This window comes from Corallococcus sp. CA047B (assembly GCF_003612065.1).
Taxonomy (GTDB): domain Bacteria; phylum Myxococcota; class Myxococcia; order Myxococcales; family Myxococcaceae; genus Corallococcus; species Corallococcus praedator.
In genome coordinates, this window is the sequence record NZ_RAWD01000246.1 from 1 (window position 1) to 15,035 (window position 15,035).

Sequence of the window (15,035 nt, forward strand, 5' to 3'; positions counted from 1 at the left end):
GCGGCGGGGCGTGCGGGGGCGAGCGAGCCCCGGACGTAGCGGTGGTCGAAGAGGTCCACGTAGAGGTACTCGGGCCAGGACACCATCGCGCGCGGCCCCAGCATCACGCCGCGCATGATTTCACTCACCATCAGGCCCGCGGCGGTGGTGGCGCCAATCACGCAGGTGGGGGCGTGGCCCCGTCCCTGGTAGCAGGCGTCCATGTACTCCTGGAGCATGTAGCTGCCCAGGTGCGGGATGATCTTCGGCAGGTCGATGCGGCCATCCGGCAGGATGAACATCTCCTCGTAGAGGGGCGCGTCCGGCTGGAAGACGTGGAGCGCGGCGCCAAAGCCCAGCATCAGCCCGGTCATGATGGGGATGCCCTGCTGGCGGCACGTCAGGTGGAGCGACTCCTTGGCGCGCGCGCCCGCGATGTCGATGACCTCCACCACGTAGTCCACCGGCGGCAGCCCCCCGCCTCCCGCGAGGACGGCGGCCACGTTGGCGTCGGTGATGCCTTCATGCACCTTGTGCACGCGCAGGTCCGGGTGGATGTCGCGGCACATGCGCTCCACCACGTCCACCTTGGGCTGGCCCAGGGTGCTTTCAAAGCAGCCAATCTGCCGGTTGATGTTGTGCCGCTCGTACACGTCGAAGTCCGCGAGCGTCAGGCAGCCGAAGCCCAGGCGGGCCAGGTCCACCGCGCACTGTCCGCCGGCGCCGCCCACGCCCGCGACGAGCACGTGGGTGGTGGAGAGCTTGTCCATCGTCTGGGGGTGGAGGACACCAAGGTTGCGCTGGAAACGGGGGTTCACCATGGATGAGGCTCCTTACTTGCGCATGCAGACGTAGAAGTTCTCGCCGTAGTAGTCGTCGCCGTCGGCCACCAGCACGTCGCTGAAGCCCACCTTCTCCAGGAGCCGCACCGCCGCGTCGGTGTCCAGGAAGGTCACCATCTCGTTGGGGTCGGTGGTGAGCCGCTGGGCGCAGGTGCGGTGGTGCTTCACCGCCCGCTGCAGCCCTTCGTTCCACCGGCCCTCCTGCTGCCACTCCTGGATGGAGTTGGTGAGCACCTTCTCCAGGTCCGGCCGGGGGCGCTTGTTGCTCGTCATGCACAGCACGCCGCCGGGCTTCAGGTGCGTCCACGCCTCGCGCAGCACCACCTCCGGGTCGCGCACATAGAAGAGCACGTTGTTCATCACCACCGCGTCCGCGCCGCCCTCCACCTCCAGCGGGAAGGAGCTGACGTCCCCCGGCAGCAGCGTCCAGCGGGCGCGCACCGCGTCCGGCTCACGCTCGTGGCGCCGCGCCGCCAGCCGGAGCATGGCCGCGTTGTTGTCGAAGCCGATGACCCGCTGGCCGCGCTGCACGAGCGGCAGGCTCACCAGGCCCGTGCCACAGCCCGCGTCGATGACGTAGGGGCGCTCCCGGGTGTCGCGGAGGATCTTCGCCAGCTGCCGCTGGTAGCACGGCAGCTCGGGGATCATCTCGTCGTAGCTGTGCGCGAAATCGTTCCAGATGTTGTCGACAAAGACGGACTCGGGCATCGGGGCTCCCTTGATGGCCTCAGGGTGGGAACCCACGTTGTCTCCCGTCCCCGCCCCGTGCGCGATCGCCCCGCCGTCTTCCCCTACCATTCAGGACTTGCCTGTTTCACATGTATGTGTTGGATTGAATGAACGGGCATACCCTGGCGGGCCGGCCGGGTGAGGTCGCCGTCAGAAAGGTCCCGCGCCATTCGTGGTGCGCATGTCTCAAATTCGAAGCACGCCCCGTGGGACGGCTTTTCACTGGGAGCGCGTTGGCGCCATCCCCTGGTGGCCTTCAGCGGTGAATCATGCCCTGCGGGGCTGAACCAATAAAATCAATGGTTTGAACCCTGGCGCGGAAGGTGCTCATGGAGCGCCTGCAGCCGAAGCGAGGGGGGAGATGTCAGCCCCCTGGGCTTCTCTGCGTGGGGGACCCTCATGCGAGTCGAGGTCGGTATGCGTAGGTCGTTGAGCTTGTGGTGTGTGCTGGTGTTGTTCCTGGGACTGCGCGCGGAGTCGGGGGCGGCGGAGTTCCAGGCGGTGGTGCGGGATGAGGCCGTGCAGTCCCAGGAGCTTTCGCGGTCCCTGCTGGCGGCGGGGCTGCCCGGGTTGACGGCGAAGCGCGAGCCGCTGGGTGGCGGCCTGGCGCACTACATCTGGAAGGTGCGCGTGGGGACGGGCAGGTACGACGTCGTCGCGGTGCACCGGGTGGTGCGCGAGTCCCGGCCCTGGTTCCCGGCGCGCAGCTCGCGCGCGGTGTTCATGGTGCACGGGGACCTGTGGGCCTTCGTGCCGGCGTTCCTCACCAACACGCGGGTGAGCACCATGCCCGCGAACCAGTCGCTGGCGACGTTCCTGGCCAGCAACGACGTGGACGTGTGGGGTCTGGACCTGCGGTGGGTGGGCGTGCCGGAGGCGGAGACGGACTTCCGCTTCATGGCGAACTGGAAGCTGGACACGCACGTGGAGGACCTGGGCACCGGCCTGTCGCTGGCGAACGCCGTGCGGCGGCTGTCCGGCGGCGGCAACGGCGACCGGATGTTCCTGCTCGGCTGGAGCCGGGGCGCCACCATCGGGTACGCGTACCTGGACGCGGAGTCGCAGCGCCCCCGGAGCCAGCGGAAGGTGGACGGCTTCATCCCCATGGACATGCCGGTGCGCTTCGCTCCGGACGCGGTGCAGCAGCGCCAATGGGCGTGTGATCGCTACGCGGCGCTGAGTGCCGCACGCAAGGGCCGCACGGAAGGGGGCCTGCTGGGGCCCGCGCCTGGGGTGGGGGTGCAGCTCATCGGGCAGTTGGCGGACGACGCGCCCAACGCGCCCTCCCCGCTCGCGCCGTCGGGCCTCGCGAGCCCGCTGCTTCCGACCAACCGGCAGTTCGCCGTCATCGCCGCCGGAGCCACCGGGGCCCTCTTTCCCAATCCGATCATGCCGCTGACGCCGGGCTACCACCTGGCGGCCAGCCTCCCGGACACGGCGGGCCTGCCCTTCCAGACGGCCTTCACGCCGGAGCCCGCCCTCTTCGACTACCTCCAGCTGGCGGTGCCGTACCAGAGCCTCAACGAGGTGGTGGAGACGGAGGCGCAGTTGTGCGGCCTGGATGTGCCGTACGACGACCACCTCAAGGACGTGAAGGTGCCGGTGCTGTACGTGGGCGCGGCGGGCGGCGTGGGGCGCTACGGCGAGTACTCCGTGCGCCTGCTGGGCAGCACCGACGTCACCGTGCACACCGTGCGCAACCGGCCGGAGTCCGAGCGCGCCCTGGACTACGGGCACGCCGACCTGTTCCTCGCCCGGGACGCACGCGCCCGCGTGTGGACGCCCATGCTCCAGTGGATGCAGGCGCACTGAGGCCCCGGACCGGGCGGGCCGGGGAGCGGCTCACTCCGGATTCCACAAGCCGTGGCGCCGGGCCCTGCGGCCCAGCGTCACCGGGTCCATGCCCAGCGCCACGGCCGCGCGGCGCAGGACGCCGCCGTGGCGCTCCAGGGCCTCGCGGATGAGCTCGCGCTCCACCTGCTGGAGCCGGGCGCGCAGGGAGCCGTCCCCGGTGGGGTCCGCGCGGGGGACGGCGCTGTTGATGAGCGCGGGGGGCAGCAGGCGCCGGGTGAGCATCTCCCCGGGCCGGGACAGGAGCACCGCGCGCTCCACCACGTTGCGCAGCTCGCGCACGTTGCCGGGCCACCCGTAGCCGTTCATCACCTCGTCCGCGTCCGGGGCGACGCCGGTGGCGGAGCGCTTGAGGGTGCGGTTGAACTGCTCCACGAACGCCCGCGCCAGCTCCGGGATGTCCTCCGGGCGCTCGCGCAGGGGCGGGATGTCGATGGTGAAGCTGTTGAGCCGGTAGAAGAGGTCCGCGCGGAAGCGGCCCGCCCGCACCTCCTCGCCCAGGTCCCGGTTGCTGGCGGCCACGACGCGCACGTCCACGTGGCGCACCTGGGTGCCGCCCACCGGGCGCACATCGCCCGTCTCCAGCACGCGCAGCAGCTTCGCCTGGAGGTTGGGCGTCGTGTTCTCGATTTCGTCCAGGAAGATGGTGCCGCCGTTGGCGAGCACGAAGAGGCCCGGGTGGTCCGACACCGCCCCGGTGAAGGCGCCCTTCACGTGGCCGAACAGCTCGCTTTCCAGCAGCGTCTCCGTGAGCGCGCCGCAGTCCTGCACCACGAGCGGCAGGTCGCCCCGGCCGCTGAGCCGGTGGAGGATGCGCGCCAGCACCTCCTTGCCCGTGCCCGTCTCGCCCTGCAGCAGCACCGCCACGCGGTGCGGCGCGACCAGGCGCACCATCTCCATCACCCGCTGCATGGCGGGGCTGCGGAAGCCCACGTCCTCCGCGGTGCGGCCCGGGCCACCCACCGGGGCCTGCGCGAGCGCGCGCTCGCGCAAGAGGTTGCGCTCCAATTCCAGCGCCATGCGCCACTGTTCGGTGCGGAAGCCGTGCTCGCGCCCCGCCTGGAGCACCGCCTGGCGCAGGTCCTCCGGATCCGGCCACGCGCCCAGCGCCCGGTAGATGCGGCCGCTGTTGAAGAGCGCCACCAGCCGCTCCGGCGCGGCGGGCGCGCAGTAGACGATGCGCGAGGCCAGGTCGCTGGGCGGCCCCGCGCCCGTCGGGTCCACCTCCGCCCTCACGGCGCCCAGGGACTCCACCAACGCCAGGGCCTGCGCCTCGTCCTGGCCGCACACCAAAAGCGCGGCCATGTCCCCCCGGGCCAGGAGCGCGTGCACGTCCTCCGCGCTGGCGGCGAAGTGCGGCGTGGCCACGCCATCCAGGGCCTGACGCATCGCGCGTGACTCGTCATCGCTGGCGTAGGCGGCCGCCACCTGGAGGTGCGACGTGGACAGGTAGCGGGCCAGCTTCACCCCGTCCGCCGCGTCGAAGGCGCCGAAGCTCACGCCCAGCGCGGCGACGGTGCCCGCGCCCCCGGCCGTGTCGTGGCGCCAGCGCACCGTGCCGTGCACGCGCACATACGCGCCCGTGTCCGGCAGGGAGAAGGACAGCTCCACCGGCTCGTTCTCGTGCGGGCCCTCCGACGGACGCCGCGGCGTGGCGATGAGCCCGATGCCCGTCTCGCTGATGTTCACGGACCAGCAGCCGTGCAACGCCGGCTGCGTCACGACCTTCACGTACAGCGGCTTGCGCTCGCTCCGTGGGACCTGCGCGGACATGGGGCGCGTCATGGGGTGCGTCACTCGACCGGCCTCACGTCCGCGGTGCGGCGGGCTTCCTTGAAATCCACGGGCATTCCAGGGGCGTTCTGCCTGATTCTCCCGTCATCGCAAGTCGGCGGCAAAGGGACTGCCGCCGGGACACGATGCCAGTGGACACGGGTCGCAAATGCCCTGGCCGGTGCGTGCGTGCGGTCCCCCACACCGCACCACAGCGCGTCAGGCCGGAACGCACCCGCGCGCCAGCGGTGCGCCTCCCACGCCACGCGCCGTATCGGCCCTCGCGGGGGGTTGAAGGATTCCACCCAGGCCGTCTGAAACAGATGTCTGTCTTTCCTTTTCGTACCTGCTGGGCATGCAGGCGGGCACGGCCTGACTTGTGTCCGAAATAGAACTTCGGTATTTCAATTATCACCTTGGAGCACGGCAACCCTTCCCCCGGTTGCCGGATGGAGCACGAACACACGCCGCACCCTCTTTTCCCTTCCTTCAGCACGGCCCTGTCGCACAGGTCCCGGAGCGAGGAAGGGGATTGCCCGCCGTAAAGCCAGACATTCCCTGGTCGCGCGCCATGCCTTCTCCGTCTTGCGGAGCGCGGCTTTCTCTTTGCCTGTCCTTTCCCCCTGGGCCCTCCCTTGAAGAAAACCCTCCTCCTGGTTGAAACGTTGTTCGTCCTGGGCGCCGTCGGTTGTGGCGCACCGGATGACGCTCCGCTGGATGACTCCCCGCCGTCGATGACGACCTCCGGCGAGGACCTCACCACCAGCGGCTGCACCCAGCTCACGCCCAGCAGTGTGAAGGCCAGCGGCGACGACGGCGCCGGCAGCATCGCGACCAACTCCCTGGACGACAAGCTGGACACCCGCTGGAGCAGCCTCGGCAAGGGCCAGTGGATCGACTACGACCTGGGCTCCACGAAGGCCGTGGGCGCCATCTCCATCGCGTGGCACCAGGGCAACACGCGCGCCAACACGTTCACCGTGTCGACATCTCCGGACGGCATGACGTACACGCAGGTGTACAGCGGCAAGAGCTCCGGGACGACGACGGCGGCGGAGACGTACAAGTTCACCTCCCTGAACACGCGCCGGGTGCGCGTCTACGTGCAGGGCAACACCGTCAACGACTGGGCCAGCATCGCGGAGGCGCGCCCCTGCGCGGGCACCGTGGTCACGCCCACGCCCGGCGGCATCATCTGGCGGGGCGACTTCGAGTCCGGCGACCGGGGCCAGTGGGACGGCACGCAGATGGTCAGCTCGGACCGGCTGCAGGTGATTCCCTCGCCGGTGCGTGAAGGCGGCTACGCGCTCAAGGCCACCGTGCGCCAGGGCGATGACCCCATCAACTCCAGCGGCAACCGCAATGAGATCTTCAAGCAGACGAAGGAGGCCGTCGGCTCCGAGTACTGGTACCGCTGGAGCAACCGCTTCCCGTCGGACTTCCCCAGCGCCAAGACGTGGCAGCTCTTCACCCAGTGGCACCACGACGGCTGCTGCGGCTCGCCCCCGGTGGAGTTCTACGTGTACGGGGAGGAGATGCGGCTCAACATCGGCGGGGACCCGGGCGTCATCGTCTGGAAGACGCCCCTGGTGCGCAACCAGTGGCACGACTTCATCTTCCACGTGAAGTGGTCGCCCAACGCCAGCGTGGGCTTCGTGGAGCTGTACTACAACGGCACCCTGGTGCTGCCCAAGCGCTTCATCGCGACGCAGTACAGCGGCCAGCTCAACTACCTGAAGATCGGCCTGTACCGGAACGACACCGTCGCGCCCGTGGGCGTCGTCTACCACGACGGCTGGGTGATGGGCCGCACGAAGGAAGACGTGCTGGACGCCAACTACCAGCTGAAGTGAAACACCGGCCGCGTGCCCCGGTAGGCGACGGGGCACGCACCGGGATAGGCTTTGCGGCCCACCCCGGAGGAGCCGTCTCCATGCGTTCGTGCGCCGTGTTGATCGCCGTGTCCCTGCTGTCGTCAGCCTGTACGACGACCTATGCCATTCCCAGGTCGGAACTGACGCGCCTGGATGGCTTCAAGGACGACAACGCGGCGCTCCTGAAGGAGCTGGGCGACGTGATGCTCAACCGGCCCAATGATCGCCGGCGCGCGGTGCGGGACATGGACGGAGAGACGCACCAGTTCACCTCCGACACGCCGCTGGCGCTGGTGGGCCCCCCGAAGGAGCCGGAAGAGGCGCGCTTCCAGACTGAGGAGCAGCGCTTCATCCAGGTGGCGGTAGACACGACCCGCTTCCAGGGCGTGCCGCTCAAGCCGGACACCGCGCCGCTCGTCGTGCCCATGGCGGAGGTGGAGCACGGCCGGCTGCGCGAGTTCAGCCTGGGCAAGACGCTGCTGCTCACGGGCGCCATCGGCATCGGGGTGCTCGCGGCGGTGGTGACGGCGGGGCTGCTCATCGACCCCACGACGGACGGGGACGGGGGTGGCGGCGGCATCGACTTCGACCGCCTGCCGGACCGCGGCCTCCGGTTCTGAAACCGCGGGCGCCTCCCGCCTCACCCTCAAGGGCGGCGCCCGTTTCCTTCAGCGCGCTGGCGGGCGCAGGCGCAGCAGGCCTTCCTGCGCCACGGAGGCCACCAGCCGCCCGTCGCGGGTGAAGACGTGGCCTCGCGCGAGGCCCCGGGCATTGCCCGCCCAGGGGCTCTCCAGCGAGTAGAGCAGCCAGTCGTTGACCTTCAGGTCGCCGTGGAACCACAGCGCGTGGTCCAGGCTGGCCATCTGGAGGTCGGGCCGGAGGAACGTCACCGCGTGCGGCTGGAGCGCGGTGCCCAGCAGGTTGAAGTCGCTGGCGTACGCGAGCACGTAGCGGTGCACCTGCGGCTCGTCGGGCACGTCCCCGTCCGCGCGGAACCAGACGTGCTTCACCGGCTCCGCGGGGTTGGGCTCGAAGGGGTCCACGTACGTCACCGGGCGCATCTCGATGGGCTTGGGGGACAGGAACTTCTCCCGCAGGCGCTCCGACATCCGGCCCGCGTGACGCCCCAGCAGCTCGATGTCCGAGGGCAGGGACTCCGGGGGCGGCACGTCCGGCATGGTGGCCTGGTGCGTGAAGCCGGGTTCGTCCGCCTGGAAGGACGCCATCAACGTGAAGATGGGCTGGCCCTTCTGGATGGCGACGACGCGGCGGGTGGTGAAGCTGCCGCCGTCGCGCACGCGGTCCACCGTGTAGACGACGGGCAGCCCCGCGTCCCCGGGCCGCAGGAAGTAGCCGTGCAGTGAGTGCACCGTGCGGGCGGGCTCCACCGTCTGGCTGGCCGCCGACACCGCCTGCCCCAGCACCTGCCCCCCGAAGAGCTGGCGGAAGCCCAGGTCCTGGCTGGCGCCACGGAACAGGTTCTCCTCGATGGGCTCCAGCTTGAGGAGCCCCAACAGCTCATCCAGCACGCGACTCATGTGTCGTCCTCCCGGTTTGACGCACCCCGTCTCTACCCCAGCCCCCGGCCTGTACGCGCGGCCCAATGTAGAGTGCGGCGCCTTTCCCTTCCGGAGGAGCCCGTGGGCCTGCCTTCCCTGCGCGAAGCCGTCCGGCGACACCCGGGGGCCTGGAGCCTTGGGGCCACCTTCGCCGCGAGCCTGCTCCTGCGCGGGCTGTACCTCTGGGGCGCTCCGGACCGGGACTGGCCCTTCTCCATCTTCTTCGCGGGCGACGCGAAGTTCTTCCACACCGCCGCGCTGGACGCCGTCCGGGGCCGGGAGGCCAGCGCCGCCCTGCCCTACCACCCGCCCCTGTTCCCCGCGCTGCTCGGCGGCCTGTACCGCCTCTTGGGGGAGCCCCGGGGCAGCGCGCTGCCGTACAAGCTGGCGCTCGCCGTCCTGGGCGCAGCCACCGTGGCCCTGTGCCAGGGCTGGTGGAAGAGGCTCCTGGGCAACGCGTGGGCCTGGGTCGCCGCGGGCCTGTACGCCACGAGCTTCGGCTGGCTGGTGCTCTCCACCACGTACAGCAATGAAACAGTGTCGGCGCTGTGGCTGTGTTTCACCTGCGCGCTGGTGCTGAAGGGCCGCGAAACCCTGTCATGGCCCGCGACCATCGCCCTGGGCATTGTGATGGGATTGGGCACCCTCACCCGCGCCGAACACCTGGGCCTGTGGCCCTTCCTGCTGGTGTATGCGTGGACGGCGCGCGAGCGCACGCGGCCCCTCAAGCCGTGGATGGCGCGCTGGGGCGTGGCGGTGGGCGTGTCGCTGCTGGTGCTGGTGCCGGGCGCGGTGCGCAACCTGGACGCGATGCGAGAGCTCAATGCCCGCGCGCCCCACCTGGAGCCGCTGCCGGAGTGGGTGCCCGTCACCGTGTACGGGCCGCTCAACTTCGCGATGGCGAACCACGCGGGCGCCACCGGCGGCTTCACCCCGGCGCTCATCAACCAGGGCGGCTTCAACGGCCAGTTGGACCCTTCCCGGCCCGAACACCGGCGCCTGCTCCTGCACGGCTATGCCGAAGGGCTGCGGTGGATGGTGGACGCGCCCGGCGACGCGGCCCGGCTCGCGTGGACCAAGCTGGACTTGTGGCTGGACGGCCTGCGCCTGGGCCTGGGCGTGTCGGACGTGCCCGGCGGCCTCACCGGTGCCCGCGCCCCGGTGGACGTGTTCGTCCCCGACGCGGCGCTCCTCAAGTGGCCCCTCGCGGCGCTGCTCCTCGCGGGGATGCTGCTGTCCTTGCGCACGGCGTTCGCGCCGTTCCGGTTGCTGTCGCTGGTGGTGCTGCACCGGGTGCTCGTCACCCTCGCCTTCTTCGGCTACGCGCGCGGACTGCTCGTCGTGTTCCCCGCGCTCCTGCCCCTCTTGGTGCTGCCCCTGAAGCTGCTGACGGAGCGCCACGCGGCGGTGGCCCGGAGGGCGCCCGTGGTGGCCGGGGCGCTGCTCATCCTGCTGTGGGTCGAAGCCGCCGTCCTCGCCACGCGCGACGTGCCCCGCCGCTTCATGGCCAGCGGCAGCACCGACGCCGCCAACGGGAAGCTCATCCAGGACGACCGCGTCCGCCTCTGGCCCCAACCCTGAGCAGGACTCCCGGCGGAATACTGCGAGCAGAACGAAATGCTCCGGGAGTGAAGGTTTCTCCAGTGAACACTACAAGCCATTGAACTCACGCGATATTCCAGAAAAATCCATTACTCAGGAATAGCCGCAATTCAATCTTAAGAAGCTTGTGAACTAGAGCCAGGAGCGCTCCGCCCCGGAGCCCGTCGGTCCCGTCCGACGGCTTCATCCGAGGAGACGTGCATGCGCCCCCTGCGGTCCGCAGTCTGTTGTCTCGCCCTCCTGGTGTCGTCCACGACGTACGCGGTCCAACCCCCCCAACCCGCGCAGCAGGGCGCGGTGGCGAAGAAGGCGTTCTTCAAGCCGGACCTGTACCTGCCCATCCAGAACGTGCCGTTGGAGAAGGCTCGCACGCTGATGCCGCGCGTGGGCGCGGACAAGTGGGCGGGGTTCCTGGCCCGCAACGGCGGCAACGTGCAGGTGTACCTGGATCCGCTGTCCGGCACGGCCACGGGCATCCAGGGCAGCTTCCCGCTCATCCCCGGTGACGGCTTCCGCAACGGCGTCACGCTCAACGACGTGCGCCAGGGCCTGGGCCGTTCGGTGGGCGGCGTGGATGAGTCCGTGGTGGGCGAGCTGGTCTTCAAGTTCATCGCGGACAACCAGGACGCGCTCGGCGTGGACCTGATGCAGCTGGGCGCGCCGCGCGTGACGGCCGTGACGGATTCCCTGTGGCAGGTGCACATCCCGCAGGTGGTGCGGGGCGTGCCGGTGCGCCACGGGCGCATCGCGGCCACCATCAGCCACGGCAACCTGGTGCTCCTGGGCACCGAGTCGTGGGCCAACGTGGCCATCGACGTGAAGCCCACGCTGGCGGCGTCGCAGGCGCTGACCGCGGGCAGCACGTTCCTGGGCCAGTCGCTGACGCCCACGAGCCTCTGGCAGCAGCCCACGCTGGAGGTCACCCCGTTCGCGCGCACGGGCGCGGCGTTCGGCCAGGGCTATGGCCACGCGCTGGTGTGGAGCTACGGCTTCTCCAACCCCGGTGAGAACGAGCGCTGGAAGGTGACGGTGGACGCGAACTCCGGCGAGGTGCTCGCCGTGGAGGACGACAACCACTACTTCGACGCGCAGCTGAAGGGCGGCGTGTACCCGTCCACCAACGTGGGCACGTGCGCGTCCAACGCGACGTGCGGCACGATGCAGGCGGACTCCCCCATGCCGTGGGCGAACACCGGCTTCGCGGCCCCCAACAACTTCACCGACGGCGCGGGCATCTACAACTACAGCGCCGGCAACGTCACCACGACGCTCGCGGGCAAGTACGTGCGGATCGCCGACAGCTGCGGCGCCATCAACGTGAGCTCCGCCACGGGCAACATCAACCTGGGCGGCGTGAACAACGACCACGACTGCACGGTGCCCGCCGGCACCTCCGCGGGCAACACCGCGGCGGCGCGCTCCAGCTTCTACGAGCTGAATAAAATCACGGAGGTGGCCCGCGGCTGGCTGCCCACCAACACGTGGCTGCAGGGCCAGCTCGTGTCCAACGTGAACATCAACAGCACGTGCAACGCGTTCTGGAACGGCAGCTCGGTGAACTTCTACCGCAGCGGCGGCGGGTGCCGGAACACCGGTGAGATTGGCGCCGTGTTCGACCACGAGTGGGGCCACGGCATGGACGACTTCGACGCCAACGGCTCTCTGTCCAACTCCAGCGAAGGCTACGCGGACATCGCGGCCATCCTGCGCCTGCAGACCTCCTGCGTGGGCTACGGCTTCTTCCAGACGACGAACACCGGCTGCGGCCTCACCCCGGACGGCTCCGGCTACAACCAGCAGGAGTCCCAGGTCGCCGGCAAGTCCTGGTGCAACCTGCGCTGCTCCGGCGTGCGTGACGCGGACTGGGCGGCGAGCGCGCCGAACATCCCCGCCACGCCGCAGAACTTCACCTGCCAGATGTGCTCCGCCGGCAGCGGCCCGTGCAGCAAGCAGGTCCACTGCGCGGCCTCCCCCGTGCGTCAGGCGGCGTGGGACCTGGTGACGCGCGACCTCACCGCCGCGCCCTTCAACTACACCTCCAACGACGCGTTCCTGCTGGGCAACAAGCTGTTCTACCAGGGCAGCGGCAACGTGGGCACGTGGCACGCCTGCAACTGCACCGCCGGCACGTCCGACGGCTGCGGCGCCACCAACGGCTACATGCAGTGGCTGGCCGCGGACGACGACAACGGCAACCTGGCGGACGGCACCCCGCACATGACGGCCATCTACGCGGCGTACAACCGCCACAACATCGCCTGCTCCACGCCCGCCCCCACCAACGGCGGCTGCGCGGCCGGCCCCACCGCCGCGCCCGTCACCACGGCCACGGCCGGTGACAGCCAGGTGGGCCTGACGTGGACCGCCTCCGCGGGCGCCAGCCAGTACTGGGTGATGAAGACGGAGGGCTTCGCGGGCTGTGACTTCGGCAAGGCGCGCGTGGCCACCGTCACCGGCACCAGCTACACGGACCCGGAGGTCGCCAACGGCCGGCAGTACTGCTACTCCGTCGTGCCCGCCAGCAGCAACGCGTGCTTCGGCCAGGCGAGCACCTGCACCTGCACCACGCCGTCCTGCGCCGCGCCTGGCGCGCCCTCGCTGTCCACCCCCGCCTCCGGCGCCACCGACGTGGAGCTGCTCGCGGTGCTGGACTGGGCGGACGTGACGGGCGTGTCCGGCTACGAGGTCCAGGTGGCGACGGACAGCGCGTTCACCAACGTGGTGAGGAGCGCCAACTCGCTCGTCGCCAGCACCTGGACGGTGTCCCCCGGCCTGTCGGCCACCACCGCCTACTACTGGCGCGTGCGCGCGCTCAACTCGTGCGGCGGCACCAGCGGCTGGTCCGCGGCGCGCGGCTTCACCACGCGCGGCTGCGTCAACCTGGCGGCGCCAACCCTGACGTCCCCCGCGAACGGCGCCACCGGCGTCGCCCTGGCCCCGGCGCTGGACTGGTCGGACGTGGCGAGCGCTTCGGCGTACGACATCCAGGTAGCGACGGACAGCGCGTTCACCAACGTGGTGCGCAGCACCACCGGCCTGGGCTCCAGCGCCTGGAACGTGACGCCCGGCCTGTCCAACCTCACCACCTACTACTGGCGCGCGCGGGCCACGGACAGCTGCGGCGCGAGCGCGTACAGCACCGCGGCCAGCTTCACCACCACCAACGTATGCACCCCGGTGGTCGCCACCTACAACGCCACCGCGCGCGTGCCCGCCTGCGGCTCGGTGTGCGGTTGTGACACCGGCCCCACGCTCGTCAACGGGCGCGGCAGCATGCCCACCGGCGTGGAGCCCAACCAGCCCAACACCCTGGGCGCGACGTGCGCGGACGGGGCCTCCGGCGCGTACCACAACGACGAGAGCATCGACCGCGTGTCGCTCAAGACGGTGGACCAGGGCCTCATCACCCCGGGCAAGCAGCTCACGGTGGACGTGACGGTGTGGTGCTACGGCACCACGGACCAGTTGGACCTGTACTACACGACGAACACCACCACGCCCGCGTGGACGACCGTCACCACCGCCCAGGCCTGCACCGCGGTGGGGCTCAAGACGTTCTCCATCCCGGTGACGGTGGGCGCCACCACCGGCCAGCACGCGGTGCGCGCGCAGTTCCGCTACGGCGGCACCGCCACCAGCGCCTGCGTGTCCGGTTCGTTCAACGAACGTGACGACCTGGCCTTCAGCGTCGTGTCCGCCGTGGCCGCGTCGCCCTCGGGCCCGGCCACGAAGCAGGTCCAGGGTCGCACCGTGACGGCGCGCTAATCACCCACCCGCGCGAAGTCCCGTCGCACGCCAGGGGCTCCCGGACCATCCCGGGGGCCCCTGTCGTTTTCATCCGCCCACGCGCTGCTTCAAGGGTGGGGCTTCAGTCCCACTGGAAGACGACCGATGGCGCCGAGCGCTTCGCCGGACCGTGGAACACCATCTCGATGTTGTTGCCATCCGGATCCAACACGAAGGCCGCGTAGTAGCCCGGGTGGTAGGAGCGCTCGCCGGGCGCGCCGTTGTCACGGCCTCCCGCGGCCAGCGCCGCCTGATGGAAGCGCTGCACGCGCTCCCGGTCCGGCGCCTCGAAGGCCAGGTGCACGCGCGCCGTGGGCTCCGAATCCGCGCTCACGTACAGCTCGTCCGCGGCGAGGTGGCGCTCGCTCTCGCTGAACACCGCGATGCCCATCACCTCCAACACCGCCTTGTAGAAGCGCTTGCTCGCCTCCAGGTCCCGGACCTGAAGGTGGACGTGGTCGAACAAACGGCCGTGGTGCAGCTCCATGGTCAGCCTCCTCGGGGTGATTCTCATTTTCTGCGTGTCCAACAACTGGCAGACGGCCCACCATCAAACCCGCAAATCAAGCATGTCAAGATGAGGGTGCCCGGTAAGTCCCGAAAGCGGAAAAGACCTTCCGCAAAAGGGTGGGCACGTGGCGGCGGGCGGACACAGGTTCATGCGATAGTCCGCGCCACTTCGCAGTCCGTGCCTTCAGGAGGGTGCCGCGATGTTCATCGAAATCATCGTCATGCCCCGTGAAGCGCGGCCCCCCGCACGTCGCTCACCCGAGCGCCGCGGCAGGCAAGAGCTGGCCCGCTCCTGGCAAGAAGAGGGCAAGGCCTTCCACGGGGCCGTGCTGGAGTTCATCAAGGCCCAGCACCTGCTGGGCGCGGTGAAGTGGATGAGCGAGCCGGGGATGCTGCCCCAGGTGACGCTCATCGCGTCGGAGCGCGTGCTGGAGAAGCTCAAGTCAGAGCCCCGCTTCGAAGCCGGTCGTTCGCTGTCGTTGAACCTGCCGAACTGATGCGCGGCGCCCCCCGGCGCCTCCCCCTCATCC

At 70.1% G+C, this 15,035-nt stretch carries 11 protein-coding genes; 6 read left to right on the forward strand and 5 right to left on the reverse strand.

Annotation, left to right across the window (positions count from 1 at the left end):
- Both D7X74_RS29955 and D7X74_RS29960 read right to left on the reverse strand, forming a co-directional pair.
- On the reverse strand, positions 1-800 hold an 800-nt coding region (locus D7X74_RS29955), incomplete at its 3' end, for a ThiF family adenylyltransferase (protein ID WP_120536429.1).
- A 12-nt stretch (positions 801-812) separates the two neighbouring features.
- Positions 813-1,565 carry a class I SAM-dependent methyltransferase gene (locus tag D7X74_RS29960; RefSeq protein ID WP_233602318.1) on the reverse strand — a complete coding sequence of 251 codons (753 nt, stop codon included), beginning with the start codon at positions 1,563-1,565 and terminating at the stop codon, positions 813-815.
- A 414-nt stretch (positions 1,566-1,979) separates the two neighbouring features.
- On the opposite strand from D7X74_RS29960, the gene D7X74_RS29965 reads away from it, so the two are divergent.
- The gene (locus D7X74_RS29965; RefSeq protein ID WP_233602319.1) at positions 1,980-3,362 is read left to right on the forward strand and encodes a hypothetical protein; all 1,383 of its coding nucleotides are present in this window, start codon (positions 1,980-1,982) and stop codon (positions 3,360-3,362) included.
- 30 nt (positions 3,363-3,392) lie between these two features.
- Here the strand turns inward: D7X74_RS29965 and D7X74_RS29970 are convergent, their stop codons facing one another.
- A complete protein-coding gene (locus D7X74_RS29970) occupies positions 3,393-5,186 on the reverse strand; it encodes a sigma 54-interacting transcriptional regulator (RefSeq protein ID WP_199732908.1) in 1,794 nt (597 codons plus the stop codon).
- Between the two features lie 623 nt (positions 5,187-5,809).
- Between D7X74_RS29970 and D7X74_RS29975 the strand changes: the two genes are divergently transcribed.
- A complete protein-coding gene (locus tag D7X74_RS29975) occupies positions 5,810-7,027 on the forward strand; it encodes a heparin lyase I family protein (RefSeq protein WP_120536432.1) in 1,218 nt (405 codons plus the stop codon).
- 80 nt (positions 7,028-7,107) lie between these two features.
- On the forward strand, positions 7,108-7,668 hold the full coding sequence (locus D7X74_RS29980) for a hypothetical protein (RefSeq protein ID WP_120536433.1): 561 nt from the start codon (positions 7,108-7,110) through the stop codon (positions 7,666-7,668).
- A gap of 48 nt (positions 7,669-7,716) precedes the next feature.
- On the opposite strand, the gene tesB is transcribed toward D7X74_RS29980, so the two are convergent.
- Positions 7,717-8,586, reverse strand: a complete 870-nt coding sequence (tesB, locus tag D7X74_RS29985) for an acyl-CoA thioesterase II (RefSeq protein WP_120536434.1) — start codon at positions 8,584-8,586, stop codon at positions 7,717-7,719.
- Positions 8,587-8,688: 102 nt separating this feature from the next.
- Here tesB and D7X74_RS29990 point away from each other — a divergent pair, with 102 nt between their 5' ends.
- On the forward strand, positions 8,689-10,188 hold the full coding sequence (locus tag D7X74_RS29990) for a glycosyltransferase family 39 protein (RefSeq protein WP_120536435.1): 1,500 nt from the start codon (positions 8,689-8,691) through the stop codon (positions 10,186-10,188).
- Between the two features lie 222 nt (positions 10,189-10,410).
- Entirely contained in the window at positions 10,411-13,974 is a 3,564-nt protein-coding gene (locus D7X74_RS29995; RefSeq protein ID WP_120536436.1) for an endopeptidase, read from the forward strand.
- Between the two features lie 103 nt (positions 13,975-14,077).
- Here the strand turns inward: D7X74_RS29995 and D7X74_RS30000 are convergent, their stop codons facing one another.
- Positions 14,078-14,482 carry a VOC family protein gene (locus D7X74_RS30000; protein ID WP_120536437.1) on the reverse strand — a complete coding sequence of 135 codons (405 nt, stop codon included), beginning with the start codon at positions 14,480-14,482 and terminating at the stop codon, positions 14,078-14,080.
- 223 nt (positions 14,483-14,705) lie between these two features.
- Here D7X74_RS30000 and D7X74_RS30005 point away from each other — a divergent pair, with 223 nt between their 5' ends.
- The gene (locus D7X74_RS30005) at positions 14,706-15,002 is read left to right on the forward strand and encodes a hypothetical protein (RefSeq protein ID WP_120536438.1); all 297 of its coding nucleotides are present in this window, start codon (positions 14,706-14,708) and stop codon (positions 15,000-15,002) included.
- Positions 15,003-15,035: the final 33 nt, after the last annotated feature.